Source organism: Vreelandella sp. 162(4c) (genome assembly GCF_058152265.1).
The window spans coordinates 1,395,271-1,409,339 of the sequence record NZ_CM176981.1 but is presented as its reverse complement, the minus strand read 5'-3'; the positions used below and the strand labels follow the sequence as shown (position 1 = coordinate 1,409,339).

At 55.7% G+C, this 14,069-nt stretch carries 10 protein-coding genes; 4 read left to right on the top strand and 6 right to left on the bottom strand.

Going from position 1 to position 14,069, the window contains the following annotated elements; all coding sequences use genetic code 11:
* Positions 1-47: 47 nt before the first annotated feature.
* The 4 genes from AC4EYZ_RS06375 to AC4EYZ_RS06360 all read right to left on the bottom strand — a co-directional run bounded on the left by AC4EYZ_RS06375 (position 48) and on the right by AC4EYZ_RS06360 (position 5,938).
* The gene (locus AC4EYZ_RS06375; protein WP_088700810.1) at positions 48-2,249 is read right to left on the bottom strand and encodes a TonB-dependent siderophore receptor; all 2,202 of its coding nucleotides are present in this window, start codon (positions 2,247-2,249) and stop codon (positions 48-50) included.
* Positions 2,250-2,474: 225 nt separating this feature from the next.
* A complete protein-coding gene (locus tag AC4EYZ_RS06370) occupies positions 2,475-3,332 on the bottom strand; it encodes a formyltransferase family protein (protein WP_474192723.1) in 858 nt (285 codons plus the stop codon).
* A gap of 177 nt (positions 3,333-3,509) precedes the next feature.
* Positions 3,510-4,802, bottom strand: a complete 1,293-nt coding sequence (locus tag AC4EYZ_RS06365; protein ID WP_474192724.1) for a lysine N(6)-hydroxylase/L-ornithine N(5)-oxygenase family protein — start codon at positions 4,800-4,802, stop codon at positions 3,510-3,512.
* Positions 4,803-4,825: 23 nt separating this feature from the next.
* Positions 4,826-5,938 carry a GNAT family N-acetyltransferase gene (locus tag AC4EYZ_RS06360; RefSeq protein WP_490204176.1) on the bottom strand — a complete coding sequence of 371 codons (1,113 nt, stop codon included), beginning with the start codon at positions 5,936-5,938 and terminating at the stop codon, positions 4,826-4,828.
* Between the two features lie 211 nt (positions 5,939-6,149).
* Here AC4EYZ_RS06360 and AC4EYZ_RS06355 point away from each other — a divergent pair, with 211 nt between their 5' ends.
* On the top strand, positions 6,150-7,796 hold the full coding sequence (locus AC4EYZ_RS06355; protein ID WP_474192726.1) for a cyclic peptide export ABC transporter: 1,647 nt from the start codon (positions 6,150-6,152) through the stop codon (positions 7,794-7,796).
* Here the strand turns inward: AC4EYZ_RS06355 and AC4EYZ_RS06350 are convergent.
* Both AC4EYZ_RS06350 and AC4EYZ_RS06345 read right to left on the bottom strand, forming a co-directional pair.
* Positions 7,782-8,405 carry a cytochrome b gene (locus AC4EYZ_RS06350; protein WP_400668351.1) on the bottom strand — a complete coding sequence of 208 codons (624 nt, stop codon included), beginning with the start codon at positions 8,403-8,405 and terminating at the stop codon, positions 7,782-7,784. The genes AC4EYZ_RS06355 and AC4EYZ_RS06350 overlap by 15 nt on opposite strands.
* A complete protein-coding gene (locus AC4EYZ_RS06345) occupies positions 8,398-9,354 on the bottom strand; it encodes a siderophore-interacting protein (RefSeq protein ID WP_400668354.1) in 957 nt (318 codons plus the stop codon). The genes AC4EYZ_RS06350 and AC4EYZ_RS06345 overlap by 8 nt, the downstream gene beginning before the upstream one ends.
* Before the next feature lie 189 nt (positions 9,355-9,543).
* Here AC4EYZ_RS06345 and fhuB point away from each other — a divergent pair, with 189 nt between their 5' ends.
* Genes fhuB through AC4EYZ_RS06330 form a run of 3 tightly spaced genes read left to right on the top strand, consistent with a single transcriptional unit; the run spans position 9,544 to position 14,052 of the window.
* Positions 9,544-11,544: a Fe(3+)-hydroxamate ABC transporter permease FhuB gene (gene fhuB, locus AC4EYZ_RS06340; protein ID WP_027959974.1), complete on the top strand. Its 2,001-nt coding sequence runs from the start codon at positions 9,544-9,546 to the stop codon at positions 11,542-11,544.
* On the top strand, positions 11,541-12,329 hold the full coding sequence (fhuF, locus tag AC4EYZ_RS06335; RefSeq protein ID WP_027959973.1) for a siderophore-iron reductase FhuF: 789 nt from the start codon (positions 11,541-11,543) through the stop codon (positions 12,327-12,329). The genes fhuB and fhuF overlap by 4 nt, the downstream gene beginning before the upstream one ends.
* Complete coding sequence (locus tag AC4EYZ_RS06330; protein ID WP_474191589.1) at positions 12,304-14,052, top strand: multidrug ABC transporter permease/ATP-binding protein; 1,749 nt, start codon at positions 12,304-12,306, stop codon at positions 14,050-14,052. Before fhuF ends, AC4EYZ_RS06330 begins: the two co-directional genes overlap by 26 nt.
* Positions 14,053-14,069 lie beyond the last annotated feature (17 nt).

The window sequence follows — 14,069 nt, the reverse complement described above, 5'->3', positions numbered from 1 at the left end:
CATTGTAGCCTGAATATTTTTTCTTAATTCCTCAATAGGACAAGCACCTACCAACGATAGCTGACGGTTGCTGTCACATTGCGCTCTTCGCCAAAATGACAAATCCTGAAGCTAGAGCAAGAGGACGTATACTCTTTATCAAGTAGGTTGTTGGCATTGATCTGCAAGTCCATGCCTTCAAGGTCGCTTGATAACGCGCCCAGATCATATTCCAACATGGCATCGACCAGAGTATAGCCACTTACTTGGAATGTATTGGCCTCATCACCCCATGTAGAGTCGTTGTAGCGGACTCCCGCGCCAATCCCCAGGCCGTTTAACGCACCCTTCGTGAATTCATATTTGCTCCACGCAGAGGCCATATGACGGGGCACGGCATAAGGAGTATTTCCTTGGGTTTCATCGTTGGTCTCGACGTACTCCATGTCCGTGTATGTGTAGTTGGCGAGTAACGAAAGCTGCTCAGTGGGACGTAAGATGGCAGAGAGTTCTAAGCCGCGCGAACGTACTTTCCCGATAGACTCATAGAATGATGTGTTAGGAATGGCTTCGGAAACATTCTTCTGCTCTAAATGATATAAAGCGGCCGTGTATTGGTCATTGCTGCCAGGGGGTTGATACTTGATACCTGTCTCGTACTGAGAGGCCTCGCTGGGATCTAATGTGTTTCCTGAGGCATCAGTTCTTGTGGCGGATGCTGCCTGAAATGATTCCGAGTAACTGACGTAAGGGGAAATACCGTTATCAAAGGCATACAATAAGCTGGCACGACTAGTGAACTTCTCATTGTCGCTTTCAGAAGACATGCCTAAGTTGGTATAGGCGGTACTGGTGTCTGCCCAATCCTGACGCCCTGACAGGTTGAAACGCCAGCGATTGAAACTGATCTGATCCTGCAAGTAAAATCCAGTCTGCTCTACCTTATTTATGAAATTGGTGGGTGTTCCATATGTAATTTGAGTGTTTCCATACTGCGGGTTGAAAGCATCCAGGGGAGACGCCGATCCGAACTGCCAGTCTCCAGAGTTGCGTTGGTACTGGTAGTCCACACCGGCTAGCAGTGTATGTTCAAGAGATCCGGTCGTAAAATCCCCCTGTAGCTGATTATCCACATGGTAGGCGTGCATGGATTCATCGGCTCTCGCTGCGCGTCGATTTAGCAGATTACTATCCCCTACGTAACTACTGGAATAAATTGAATCATAATCGATAGTCGAAGAGGTAAAGCGGAAGTTCTGCCGGGCTTGCCACTGATCGTTGAACTGATGTTCTAGTTGGTAACCTATTAGCCGTTGATAACGCTCGAACCCATTGACGCCTGGCTCGCCATCAAAAAAGTTATTATCGATCCGTCTACCATTATAATCTCGCACCGTACCGTCGGCTGGTGTCCAACCATAGTAACCACGATTTGGCTCGTGCTGCAGGTAGGCCATGACGGTTAATGATGTCGCATCGGTTGGCAAGAACGTCAAAGAGGGAGCAATGGTATAGCGCTCGTTCTCTACATGGTCGAACTGACTGTCCGAACCGCTGGCTAGCCCTACTAGGCGATAGGCGACCTGCTGGTTTTCCCCTATGGGGCCACTGACGTCAAATCGTGCTGTACGTTTATTATGGCTGCCCGTTTCTAGTTGGATCTCATGGCTAGATGAAAATAGAGGGCGTTTACTGGTCAGCCCAACCAAGCCACCAGGGTAGCTTTGCCCGTACAAAACGGATGTCGGCCCCTTGAAAACATCGATCCGCTCAAGAAAATAGGGATCAATTTGTAATGAATTATAGCCGGAAACATCGCTAGCCATTTTAAGGCCGTCAAAATAGATGTTGTCGATACTGCCGACGCCCCCAAAGCCGCGCATATTGATAAAATCAACACGACCTCCAATGCCATTGCGGGTGCCTGTGAAGACACCAGGGCTATAGCGTAGGGCTTGCTGTATCGTTTGCGCGCTTTGATCTTCGATCTGCTCGCGTGTGACCACGGATACCGACTGGGCTGTCTCCATCAGAGGAGTGTCAGTCTTGGTGGCACTGAGACTAGTATCGGCGGTATATCCCTCAGTCGGCAGTAGGGCACCTGAAACTCTGTCCCCTGTTACTCGCACTGTAGGCAATGTGTTCGGCGCATTACTATCTAATTGCGTGTTCTGCTCAGCATTTTGAGCAAGCACAGCTGCCGACGTGCTGCAGGCAGCCAAAGCAACTGCGGCCGTTAGCCACCGCTTGCGGAAAAAGGGTTGGTTCACGAATGTTCTCCTTGCATGAGGTTCATTTTGATTTTATGTAAATGCTAATTGTTATTGTTTGTATTATGGGTATCTGTATCTTGATGTCAACTTCATGTGAGCACCCAGGGGGACAAAACCTGAATTCAAATCAAAAAATGGGGATTGGCTTAAGATTATGGTGCGAAGGCTTCGTGCTCACAGGTAGGGGAGCACGAAGTGTTGTTGCTTGGGTTAGCGCTGCGGCTATTCAATTAATTCAGCATGCTGAGAAGCTGTGATGTTGTTTTTTAGAGCTTTCAGCCCCTCGTGAAGCGTGGGAAAGAGGCTTTTATTAAAGTTTCGCCACCGTAATTCAATGATGGAGTCATCTGGTTCGATATGAGTTTCCAATAGGTCGTAGATGACTTCGCCAGAATCAATTCCACTGTCGACATAATGGAGTGAGGCGCCAGTCTTGTTGATAGCAGGAACGCTTTCGGTCTCCATTGTCTGCCAGTTGATAACTTTTTTTCCTTGAGCCCCGTACAGTGCATCAAGTGTTGCGGAGGCACCCCGTCTTTGATATGGGGAGTCTTGGCGCGTAAGTCCGGGATGGATATTGACGATCTTGCGATAAAAAGGGCTATGAGGTCGGATGAGCTCGTCTAGAATGACTAATAGTCCGTCAAGAACGACGACGTCTGCTCCGACTGCCACTAACTTTTCTAGCAAGCTTTTTTCAAAAGTCGATTTCGCAGGGAGTCTATCGGGCGAGTCGGTTGGTAAGCGTCGGTAAGTGGATGGTATAGAGCAGAAAAGATCGTCAATGTGTGATCCCTTCACAAAGAGTTCTTGTGGCAAGATCCACGGCTTTCCTAGTTGACGACAGAAGCCATAGTCTTTGAGCTTCTCTTGATCTTTTATTGAGCCTTCATCGTCATCATAAATCACAGTTTCCAGAGAGTAAGCATCGCCTAGCGGAGTTTCGTTGAGGGATGTCACCAGATACTCAAGAGGGGACATCATGTACTGTTTCTCCCCCTTATACTCAATGTATTGCCCTGCTTTATCGGCTGCAGCATTTCTCAGTGACAGGATATAAGCTAGTTTTAGTTTAGACATGTTTTACCCATGCTTTTTAATAGTAGATGGTGGTGGTCTTAAGGTGCATCAGCCATGCTGAGTCAACGCCTGTTCTCTAACCGAGAACGTATTGAAGAACGGCATCTAGTTGCTACGTCCAGTGGCCAGGAGGTGGCCTGACCACTGGTACGATTTATGAAAGTGAGTTGGTGAAAACTAAGGTGTAGTAGCTTCCTCCTTGCAGGGTGAGGGGGCATAGAAGGCTGCTGCATGATCTAGTGCATCGCATATCTCGCTTGTCCGTGCTGCCAAAATCGACAGCAGGGTGTCGCTTAAACCATGGGTGGGCTCGCAGCTGCCTTGCAGGAAAATAGCCGGTTTGAACTCAGGCTTGGTGTAGAGCTGATAGTGGCGATTGACAGCAAACTCAGGCAGGTAGTCCGCGACGGGGGCCAGTAGCTGTTTATGGGTGTCGCGTACATAGCCGGTGGCTAACACTACTGCGTCGTAGCGGGTGATATCCGTATGGCCAGTCTCCAAATCACGCACGTTTAGCTCAACGCCTTCAGGGCCTGCTTCACTGCTGGTAACCTCATGGCGGCGACGGAAGCGGTGGCGGGCCTGGCCGGTTACTTTTTGCTGATAGAACACATCGTAAATCTCCTGAATCAGCGCCAAGTCAGGGGCTGAGTAGTTGGTGCTTTTGTACTCCTGCAGCAGTGCTTCCCGCTGGCCGGTGGGGTTGTTGAACACGTAGTCGGTGTATTCGGGATTGAAAATCTCGTTGACGAAGGGGCTATCGTCGGAGGGTTTAAAGGCCCATGCCCGGCTAATAAGATCCACTTGAATGCCTTCACGACCGTGCAGATCAAGGAATATTTCAGCGGCGCTCTGGCCCGCACCGATCACCGCGATGCGTTTGGGGGCGTCTTGCTTCGCCAACTCCCGGAGGTAGTGGCTGGAGTGGAAGACCCGTGGGTCGTCTTTTAGCCCGGCGAAGCATTCAGGCACATTGGGCGCACCACCCACGCTAATTACCAATGAACGGGTGAGCCTTTCCTGCACCGCGCCACTCTCATCCCGTGAACGAACGCGAAGGTAGGCTACCTCGTCGTTATCAGTTTCAGGCAGCACTTCAAACACATCCTCTCCATAGGTGCACTGGTGTTCAAAGTGGCTGGCAGTCCAGCTTAGGTAATCATTGAACTCATGACGGCTGGGGAAGAAGGTCTGCAGATTGATAAAGTCCTGCAGGCGGCCTTTGCTGTGGAGGTAATTGAGGAAGCTGTAACGGCTCCCAGGGTTGCGCGGCGTGACCAGATCTTTGAGGAAGGAGATCTGCATATGGGCATTTTCCAGCAACATATGCGGGTGCCAGGCAAAGCAGGGCTGACGCTCAATAAACAAGGCATCCTTCGCTTGCCCTGCTTGGCGCTGTTCGTCGAGCGCAATGGCCAGGGCAATATTGGAGGGGCCGAAGCCGATGCCGATCAAATCGTGAATATGCATAAGAGTCCTCGTGGCTGATGTGTCTATGGGGTGAGGCGTGGATCGGGTCGTGGGGCTGACCCAGGGTGCGAGGGCAGCGGAACCCAGCAGCGCTCGTTAAAAAAGTGTTCGCGTAGCTGCATGCCGAGCATGGCCCGCTTGTGAGGAAAGTCTAACGCCTTAACATGGGCGTAACCGCACTGGGCAAGGTTGCGCAGCATCTTGGCGTTATCTACTCGGGGTTCAATTACCAGGCGCTGGGTGCGGCAGTCGTCCAGGAACAGGTAGTGAGAGATAGAGGGCAGCCAAGCGGCGACATAAGGCCGCCCGCGAAAAGCGGCTTCGCCGATCAGCACGTGCCAGCCGCGGTCAAAGTCACCGACATCGTAATAAGCGCCGATGCGATCCTCCTTGGCCCAGTAGGTCTCGAAATAACCGAAGGGTTCACCGTCGATACAGCCGATCAATGGCACAACGCTGGGGTTCTGGAGCGTGCTTTCTAGCCGCTCGCGATGCTGTTCCAAATCACCCCGCTCTTCCCAGAAATGGGCGACGACCGGGTCGTTCATCCAGCGGTTGAAGCGCTCCAGATCAAGTTCCAGGTCAAGCACTCGAAAGCTTAAGGTGGCATCCAGCCAGGCAATATGACGCTGATAGACCGTGCCACTGGGGCGCGGCGGGCGGCGTGGGTGTCGTTTTCCATTCTCCAATATGGGCTGCTGCGGGTAAGGGCACGTGGGTGGCGAGTTAAGCCAAAGTGTGGGTAACTGCCAAATTAACTCGGCATAGACCCAGAGCTCCCCATGGCTTTCTTGAACCGCGATGCCGGCGGCACACAGGTTGGCGTGCAAAACACTAGGTAGCTGAAGGCGTAGCGCAACACTGGCCGGGTAAAAGGCAAAAGCCCCTTCGATAGCGGCAAGCAATGCCGGGAAAGGTGGTGCTGAACGCTGTGACCACTGCAGTATCAAGGTGCTGTTATCGTCTACTAGCAACCACTCAAGACGCTCTTGATGTCCTTCCACATAAAGTGTCTGCGTGGTTACCTCATAGGAAACTTGATAGGTGCACCCCTCTGGGCGTGAGAGCAGCGGGGCCACCGCGTAGCTTTCAGAGGGTACGTGTACCTGTGGTTGTGCCTGGACAGAACTGGACACCGCTAAGCTCCTATCGAAAAAACGAATCAAAAAACAGCAATAAAAAATCACCCCCATCGAAGGGCGGCGTACTGACTTCTCTATCTAAAGACGAATGAGAATGAGGCATGTTTACAAGAAAGGTGTTTAACTTTTTGCAGCGGTGATTCGTCTGTATGGGTAGGTACTGCTTTCCAATCGCTTTTTCTAATAGCTTTCCAATGAGGTGAATGTGCTTCTCTATCTGTTTCGTCGAACCCGCGGGTTGATGACCGCTGCTGCGCTGGCCAGCATTCTCTCGGGGCTTTTCAGCGTGCTGCTGATTGCCCAAATTAATGCGGCGTTAACCAGCGACTCCGCCAGCCGCGCCAATGCTGCCTGGGCCTTCGCGGGTATCGCCGTGGCCCTAATGGTCTGTCGGATGGTGTCGACGGCGCTGTTTGAGCGGTTGGGGCAGCGTGCTCTGGCCGAGTTACGCAGTTTTGTCGCCCAGTGTGTGGCCGAGACCTCCTTTGCTCAGTTCGAGCGTGTGGGCAGTGCGCGGATCCAGTCAGCACTCACCGAGCACAGCAACAACGTGGCGGTGCTGTTCGTTAGCTTGCCGGTGATTTTGACCAATACGGTCATCGTGGTGGGGTGCTTGGGCTACCTGGCAATGCTTTCATGGCAGGTGTTTTTATTTGCACTTGGGGTGATTGGGCTGGGCGCTGTCGGCTACCACTTGGTGCACTTACGCGCTATTCACTACCTCCAGGATGCCTCGTCAGAGCAGGATCGATTGTTTGGTCATTTCCGCGCGCTGACCGATGGTGCAAAAGAGCTACGCCTACACCAGCGCAAGAGCCGGGTCTTTATGGATCAGATACTGGGGGAGTCGGTTGAAGGCGTGCGGCGGCTGCGCACCTATGGCATGTCGCTGTTCGTGATCTCGACCAGTTGGGGGCAGTTCCTGATGTACGCCTTTATCGGTCTGGTATTGTTTGTGTTGGCGGGCGATGGGCCTAATCAAACCCAGGTAATGACCGGATTTGCCCTGGTGTTTGTGTTTATGGTGACCCCCCTTGAAGGATTGCTGATCAATATTCCGCGGATCAATATGGCGCGGGTAGCCGCTAGCCGAATTGATGACATCACACGAGAGATGCCCCAGGGGCAGGAGAGGCAAGCGTCACCTCAGGTGCCTGCTTTGCAGCGTCTTGAGTTGCGCGACGTCACCCATCAGTACTACCACGAGCAGAGCGATGACTTCTTTGAGTTGGGGCCGATTAATCTGAGCTTTACGCCGGGGGAAGTGGTGTTTCTGGTGGGGGGCAACGGTAGCGGTAAGACCACGCTGGCCAAAGTAGTGGTGGGGCTTTACCCGCCGGAAGGTGGCGAGGTATTGCTCAATGGCGAGCGGGTCGAAGCGGATGGCTGGGATGCCTACCGGCAGCTCTTCTCGGTGGTGTTCTCGGACTTCCATCTCTTTGAACGCCTGTTAGAGGCACCGCGTGATGGTCTGGACGAGGAGGGTAATCGCCTGCTGGCCAAGTTGCACCTGCAGCACAAGGTGCGGGTTGAAAACGGTGCGTTCACCACCCAAGCACTCTCCCAGGGCCAGCGTAAGCGTCTGGCGCTGGTGGTGTCCTACCTTGAGGATCGGCCCTTCTTGGTGTTTGACGAGTGGGCGGCGGATCAGGATCCGTTATTCAAAGAGGTGTTTTACTGCGAGGTGTTGCCCGAGCTAAAACGCATGGGTAAAGCGGTGCTGGTCATCACCCACGATGACCGCTATTTCCACCTCGCAGATCGATTGGTGCGGCTAGAGAGTGGCAAGCTGTTGACTGCTGAGTCTGAGACTACCGAAGAGCCGCTAGCGGAACCCTCATCGGCCACTTGACCCCACCATACGCGCCAGTACTCGGTCTTTAAGCCAGAAGCGGTGAGTCAGCGCCATCATGATGTGGCCGATGACTAATCCACATAGCAGCCACGAGAGCGGGCCGTGAAGGAGCTCGGCGGGGGCGATCATCCAAGTGATATCGCGTTCCGCTTCGGGCAGCAGCTCCATGCCATAAAAGCGTAGCGCCCCGCCGCGGCCGTACTGGCGCAAAATAGCGAAAGCGGGCAACCACATTAGTAGCCCATAAAAGGTGATATGGACAAAGCGCGCTAAGCGCCCACCTAGCCCTGGCGTGTGGGGCGGGCGTTGTTTGCGATTTATCCATGCCCAGCCAAGGCGAGCCAGCGTCACGATCAGAATCATAAATCCTAATGAGCCGTGAGGCCCGATGCTCGCCAAGAACAGCGTGATAGCGTTTTCGCCCATTCCTCTCCAGGCCAACAACACGGAAAATTGCAGCGTGACCAGCGCGGCGGTCAACCAGTGCAGTACACGGCTGACCCGCCCATAGCCGTTGGGGCTGTCTCGCCAGCCAATAGGCGTTTGAGCTGGCTTGCTTGTGATATCACTGTTTAACGCCGTGTTGTTTGCCGTTCCTTTAACCATTGGCCTTGCCCTGGCGCCAGTAGCCCATGCTGGTGACGTACTGCTTGGGTAGCCCGCACTCGTTGACCAAATAGCGACGCAGCTTCATGGCGACCTTGGTTTCAGCGGCGATCCATGCGTAGAAGGGCGCACTGTCATCCAGGGTGGCGGGTTCCCAGAGTGGGCCATCCTCATCGTCGCTTTCGTCGTTGGTCGTGGCACCGGTAGTGGCGCTGGTAGTGGTGTTAGCAGGCGTGCCGCCTAGCGCTTGAATTTCCCTATGTAAATCAATATCGCGTACTGCTCTCATTAGTAGCTCACCATGTTGGCAGCCGGACTCAGCGTCACGTGCCAGCCAGCGCAGCTTGGCGGCCTGGGGCAGCGGCTGAACATCGTCGCGGCGAGGCACTTCGAACAGCGCTTCGACTTTGGGTTTGAGCGGCAAATCATCAAGGGTTTCCAGAATGCCGGCGGCAGCGGGGAGGGCGGTTTCATCGGCGATGATCAGAATACGGCGTACGCCTTGGGGCGGCTTCCACTCGTAGCCCAACTTTGGGCCTTCCGCGTTAGCGTCGGGGGCTGTCATGGCTAGCCGGTCACCCGGGCGGGCGTGCATTGCCCAGCGCGACGCGGGGCCATTGTCGCCGTGGAGTACAAATTCAACGTCCACCTCAGCCTGCTCCGGGCGGAGGGCGCGAATAGTGTAGGTGCGCGCTGAGGGCCTTTGGGCATCCGGCAGCGCGCGGTAGGCACCGTACCAGTCGTGTTCTTCCAGCTTGGCAATTTCAAACAGCGGGTCGAGACTGCCACCGCCTTCGGGAAAGAATAGCTTGACGCGCTGATCCGGTGCGTAGGTCGCCATTTGGCTGACCTCTGGGCCAGTAAAGGTGAACCTGACTAATGAGGCGCTGACTTGGGTGCGCCGGTCGAGGGTGATATCGAAAAGCTGGTAGCTCGGTTTGGCTGCCATAGTGATGCCTCCTTTATATATAAGGAGTCAATTGTAGTGCTAATTATTATCATTTAGAATCGTTGTTAGTTATTCAATCGCTAATTTCCATAAACTCGTTTGCATAAATAGTAAGGCTAAGAAAATGACGCTGCTGCCTATCACGTCTCTTTTGGCGAACTGTCCGGTTATCACAAAAGGGTGCTCGCTATGCTAGGCGCTGCGCAATTTACCCAAAGAATGGGGGGAATGTCGCCTGCTAAAGCCTGCCTATTACTTAGCCTGCCCATGGTGGTGCTGTTTTGGGTGGGCCTAGAGGGCCAAGGCGGTTTCGCGCTGGGCCTGCAGGCATTAGTGGCCCCTTCTTTTGAGAACGTTGACGAGCTGCTGCTTTACTACGCTTGGTGGCCGCGCCTCTCTATCGCCCTGCTCGCCGGGGGCGGCCTGGGGTTGGCAGGCGTGCTTATGCAGCAGGTGCTGCGCAACCCGTTGGCTTCGCCCACCACCCTAGGGGTGGCATCGGGCGCTAACCTGGCGTTGATGACCGCCACCTTGCTGGCGCCGGGGCTGCTTGTCGCCGGGCGCGAATGGGTCGCCTTATTGGGCGGTGCGCTAGCGGTTGGATTAGTGTTTCTGCTCTCCTGGCGGCGCGGGCTGGCGCCGATCGTGGTGGTGCTGGCGGGCCTAGTAGTCAATCTGTACTTGGGGGCGCTGTCTACGGCGCTGCTGCTGTTCAACCACGAGGCGCTCTCCGGGCTGCTGATCTGGGGGGCGGGCTCGCTGGCGCAAAACGGTTGGGACGGCGTTACAATCCTCTGGCCTCGGCTAGCGATTAGCTGCGTGGCCGCGTGGTTTTTGCTACGGCCCTTGGCGGTGCTGGAGCTGGACGATGCCAGTGCCAAGAGCCTGGGAGTCTCGCTGACCTATCTACGCTTTGCGGGGATGGGGTTGGCAGTATTTATTACCGGCAGCATTGTCAGCGTGGTGGGCATCATCGGTTTTATCGGCTTGGCAGCGCCGAATATCGTGCGCATGGCCGGTGCGCGCCGCTTAGGGCCGCGGCTAATCTGGTCGACGCTATTAGGGGCCGTGCTGCTGGCTACCACGGATCTGCTGCTGCAGCAGTTCGGTGGCATGGTGGCAGCTTTTATTCCTACCGGGGCGATTACCGGTGCCCTGGGGGCACCGCTGTTAATGTGGCTGATTCCGCGCCTGAAACTGCAGGGCGACCAGCCGCCGAAAGGGGCGGGGATTTTCGCCCGTCGTCACCCAGCGCCTTCACGTTTAGCCACTGGTTTAATCCTCGCGTTACTGGGGGCAACGGTTCTCGGCTTGCTGTTTGGCCAGGGTGTAGATGGCTGGTACTGGCTGGCGCCCAATAACTGGAATGTCATGCAGTGGCGCATGCCCCGGGTGATGGCGGCAGCCGCCAGCGGGTTAATGCTGGCGATTGCCGGGACTATTCTCCAGCGCCTTTCCGCCAACCCCATGGCCAGCCCCGAAGTACTGGGTATCAGTGGTGGCTGTGCCATTGCGCTGATTTTGGGGATTTTCCTGCTGCCTGCGCCCACCAATATGATGCTGATTGGCGTGGGTACCCTGGGTGCTTTCGCGACGCTGCTGGTGTTGGTGGGTATCAACCGCAAGAGCGGTTATCTCCCCGAGCGTTTACTGCTCACCGGGGTGGCGGTCAGCGCGCTGTTTGATGCAGTGCGCAGCGTGATGCTGGCGGGCGGCGACCCTCGTGGCCAGCAGGTGATTGCCTGGCTGGCGGGCTCCACCTACTACGTGGATATCACCAATGCGGTGGTGGTTGGGGGCATTGCCGCTGTATTGGCGCTGATCACGCTGCCCTTCACCCGCTGGTTGGATATCTTGCCCTTAGGCGCGCCGACGGCCAAGGCGCTTGGGGTAACCCTCAATCGAGCCCGTTTGGCGTTGCTGCTGTTGGTGGCCTTGTTAACCGCCTGCGCCACCCTGGTGGTGGGGCCGCTTTCGTTTATTGGCCTGCTGGCGCCGCATATGGCGCGCTTGGTCGGCTTCTCCCGGGCGGGTCAGCATCTGCTGGGAGCAGCGTTGATCGGCATGTTATTGATGGTGCTGGCTGACTGGGTGGGGCGCCAGATTATTTTCCCCTATGAGATACCAGCGGGCTTGGTCGCCTCCCTGATTGGCGGCGCTTACTTTATGTGGGGGCTGCGGCGGCTATGAGTAACGTGGCGATCAAAACGAGGGAGCTTTTAGCAACGGTGGATCCAGCGGAGGCGCTGTTGGCGCTTTACCGCCAGCCGCCGCTGGATAACGCCAAGGCTCCCTGTTTTGGTCAGCCTGATGTGCCGACGCTAGCGGCCTCTGAGCTGCTGAACCATGAGGTGCTTAACGCCCAGCTGACGCGTTACCGGCGATACCACGGTGACGATGCCGATTTTCTGGCCGTCGCTTCGATATGGTCGAAATTTCATTTCAGCAGCGTCTCGATCCCGACGCTGGTGGCCAACCTGCTATTGGGCTACGACCTGCCGGTGGGTGGGGATGAACTGAGACTGGCGTTTGGTGATCACGGCCAGACGGCTCGTATCTGGTTGCCGCATGGTGGTGTGCCGCTGGCCTCTAAAGCGCTCCAGGCACGCTTCAGCAGTCTATTCGATGACCACTGTGCCCCACTGATCGAGGCGTTGGCCGCTGTCTCTGGGCTTTCTGCCAAGGTGTTCTGGAGCAATCTTGGTCACTACGTGGAGTTCGTGGGCAAGACCTGCTCGCGGCATCCAACCTTTACAGGGGCGGGTGAGCCGCTGCTGGATTATCTCGCCACCAAGACGCTTCCCGATGGGCGTCGTAATCCGCTCTATCAGCCGGTGCGTTATCTGGAGCTGGGCGGTGAAACGCCTGCTCGTGTGCGACGGCTATGCTGTATCAAATACCGGCTACCCGGTGAGCCGCTGTGCGGTGGATGCCCGCTAAAACCCGAAAATAAACCGGCCAAGAAACGCCGTTAGGGTAGTACGGCACGCCGCAGCGCTTCCTTTAGCGTTCAACTCTTGCAAGGAGTCAAAGTTAATGGAACTGTTCAGAATCGTATGGCGTGATTATCGCTGGCCGTTTGTGGCCGTGGTACTGCTTAGCCTGACAAGCGCTGGCCTGGGCATCGGTGTCATCGCCTTTATCAATCAACGGCTGCTGGGTACCTTCACTGACCCCTGGCGCATCCTACCCGAATTCCTGGGGCTGATCGCGCTGCTGCTGGTCATTACCCTGGCATCACAGTTAGCGCTGACCACGCTGGGTCACCATTTCGTTTACCGGCTGCGGGGGCAGTTGATCAAGCGAATTCTGGATACCGATATCGAACGCACCGAGCAGATTGGCAGTGCGCGTTTGCTGGCGAGCCTCTCCACCGATGTGAGTTCAGTGACCGTTGCTTTTATACGCTTGCCGGAGCTGGTGCAGGGCGGGGTGCTGACGATAGGCGCTACGCTCTACTTGGCGTGGCTTTCGCCTGCCATGCTGGGTGTCACCGCGCTCTGGGTGATCGTGACTATTTTAATTGGCATACGTCTGGTAGCTCGGGTCTATGGGCATATGGCCAAACTGCGCGACATACAGGATCGTCTCTACGCGGATTACCAGTCGGTGATCGAGGGGCGCAAAGAGTTGGCGCTCAACCGTGACCGCGCCGAATGGCTGTATCGCGATGTCTATACGCCTAACGCACAGGATTGTCGGCGTCATTTTATTCTTGGTGATACCTATCATCTCAGCGCAGTGAACTGGTTCAACATCATGATGCTGGGCGCCATCGGCGTCGCGTTCTTTTTGGCCAACGGCCTGGGTTGGGCATCGGTGCAGGTAGCCACTACTTTTTCACTCACGCTGCTGTTTTTGCGTGCGCCGTTGATGCAGGCCATTGGCGCTTTTCCGACGCTGATTAACGCCCGAGTGGCGTTCGAAAAAATCAGCAGCTTAGACCTGGCCGAGCATCGCGAGGCATTCGGCCACTCTGCGCTGCGCCACGACTGGCAAGAGCTAACCCTGGAGCAGGTTAGCTATCGCTACCCGGATGAGGAGTCTCGGGCGGGTTTTGCCATCGGCCCTATCGACCTGACCTTGATGCGTGGCGAGGTAGTGTTTCTGATCGGCGGTAACGGCAGCGGAAAATCGACCTTGGCGAGGCTGCTGACTGGGCTCTACCAGCCCCAAAGTGGCTGCGTACGGGTCGATGGCAGGCCGCTGCAGGAGGAAGACTGGACACGCTATCGCCAGCACTTCTCGGCCATTTACACCGATCTGCACCTGTTTGATCGTTTGATGGGCCCAGCGGGCGAGTCACCCGACCCGGCGCTGGTGGAGGAGTGGCTTGCCGCGCTGGGCATGCATAGCAAGCTCGACTTCGACGGCGATCGCATCACCAACGTCAACCTCTCCCAGGGCCAACGCAAGCGCTTGGCGATGCTATTAGCGGTCGCTGAACAGCGCGACCTATTGCTGCTAGACGAGTGGGCCGCCGACCAAGACCCCCAGTTCCGCCGGGTCTTTTACCGTGAGCTGTTGCCGCAGTTGCGAGCGCTGGGCAAGACGCTGGTGGTGATCAGCCACGACGACCACTACTTCGACCAAGCCGACCGGCTGCTGGAAATGCGACAGGGGCAGTTGGTAGAGCTCACCGGCGAACAGCGAGAAGCCGCCAGCCGCGATGCGGTGGCCCGGGTGGGTAGTCATTGATGTGAGTCGCTTAGAAT

Bases quoted from the DNA above. Each gene is read 5' to 3' on its own strand.
- fhuB (WP_027959974.1), top strand. From the start codon at position 9,544: ATGCTAGGCGCTGCGCAATTTACCCAAAGAATGGGGGGAATGTCGCCT.
- AC4EYZ_RS06345 (WP_400668354.1), bottom strand. From the start codon at position 9,354: ATGGCAGCCAAACCGAGCTACCAGCTTTTCGATATCACCCTCGACCGG.
- AC4EYZ_RS06350 (WP_400668351.1), bottom strand. From the start codon at position 8,405: ATGGTTAAAGGAACGGCAAACAACACGGCGTTAAACAGTGATATCACA.
- AC4EYZ_RS06370 (WP_474192723.1), bottom strand. From the start codon at position 3,332: ATGTCTAAACTAAAACTAGCTTATATCCTGTCACTGAGAAATGCTGCA.
- AC4EYZ_RS06365 (WP_474192724.1), bottom strand. From the start codon at position 4,802: ATGCATATTCACGATTTGATCGGCATCGGCTTCGGCCCCTCCAATATT.
- fhuF (WP_027959973.1), top strand. From the start codon at position 11,541: ATGAGTAACGTGGCGATCAAAACGAGGGAGCTTTTAGCAACGGTGGAT.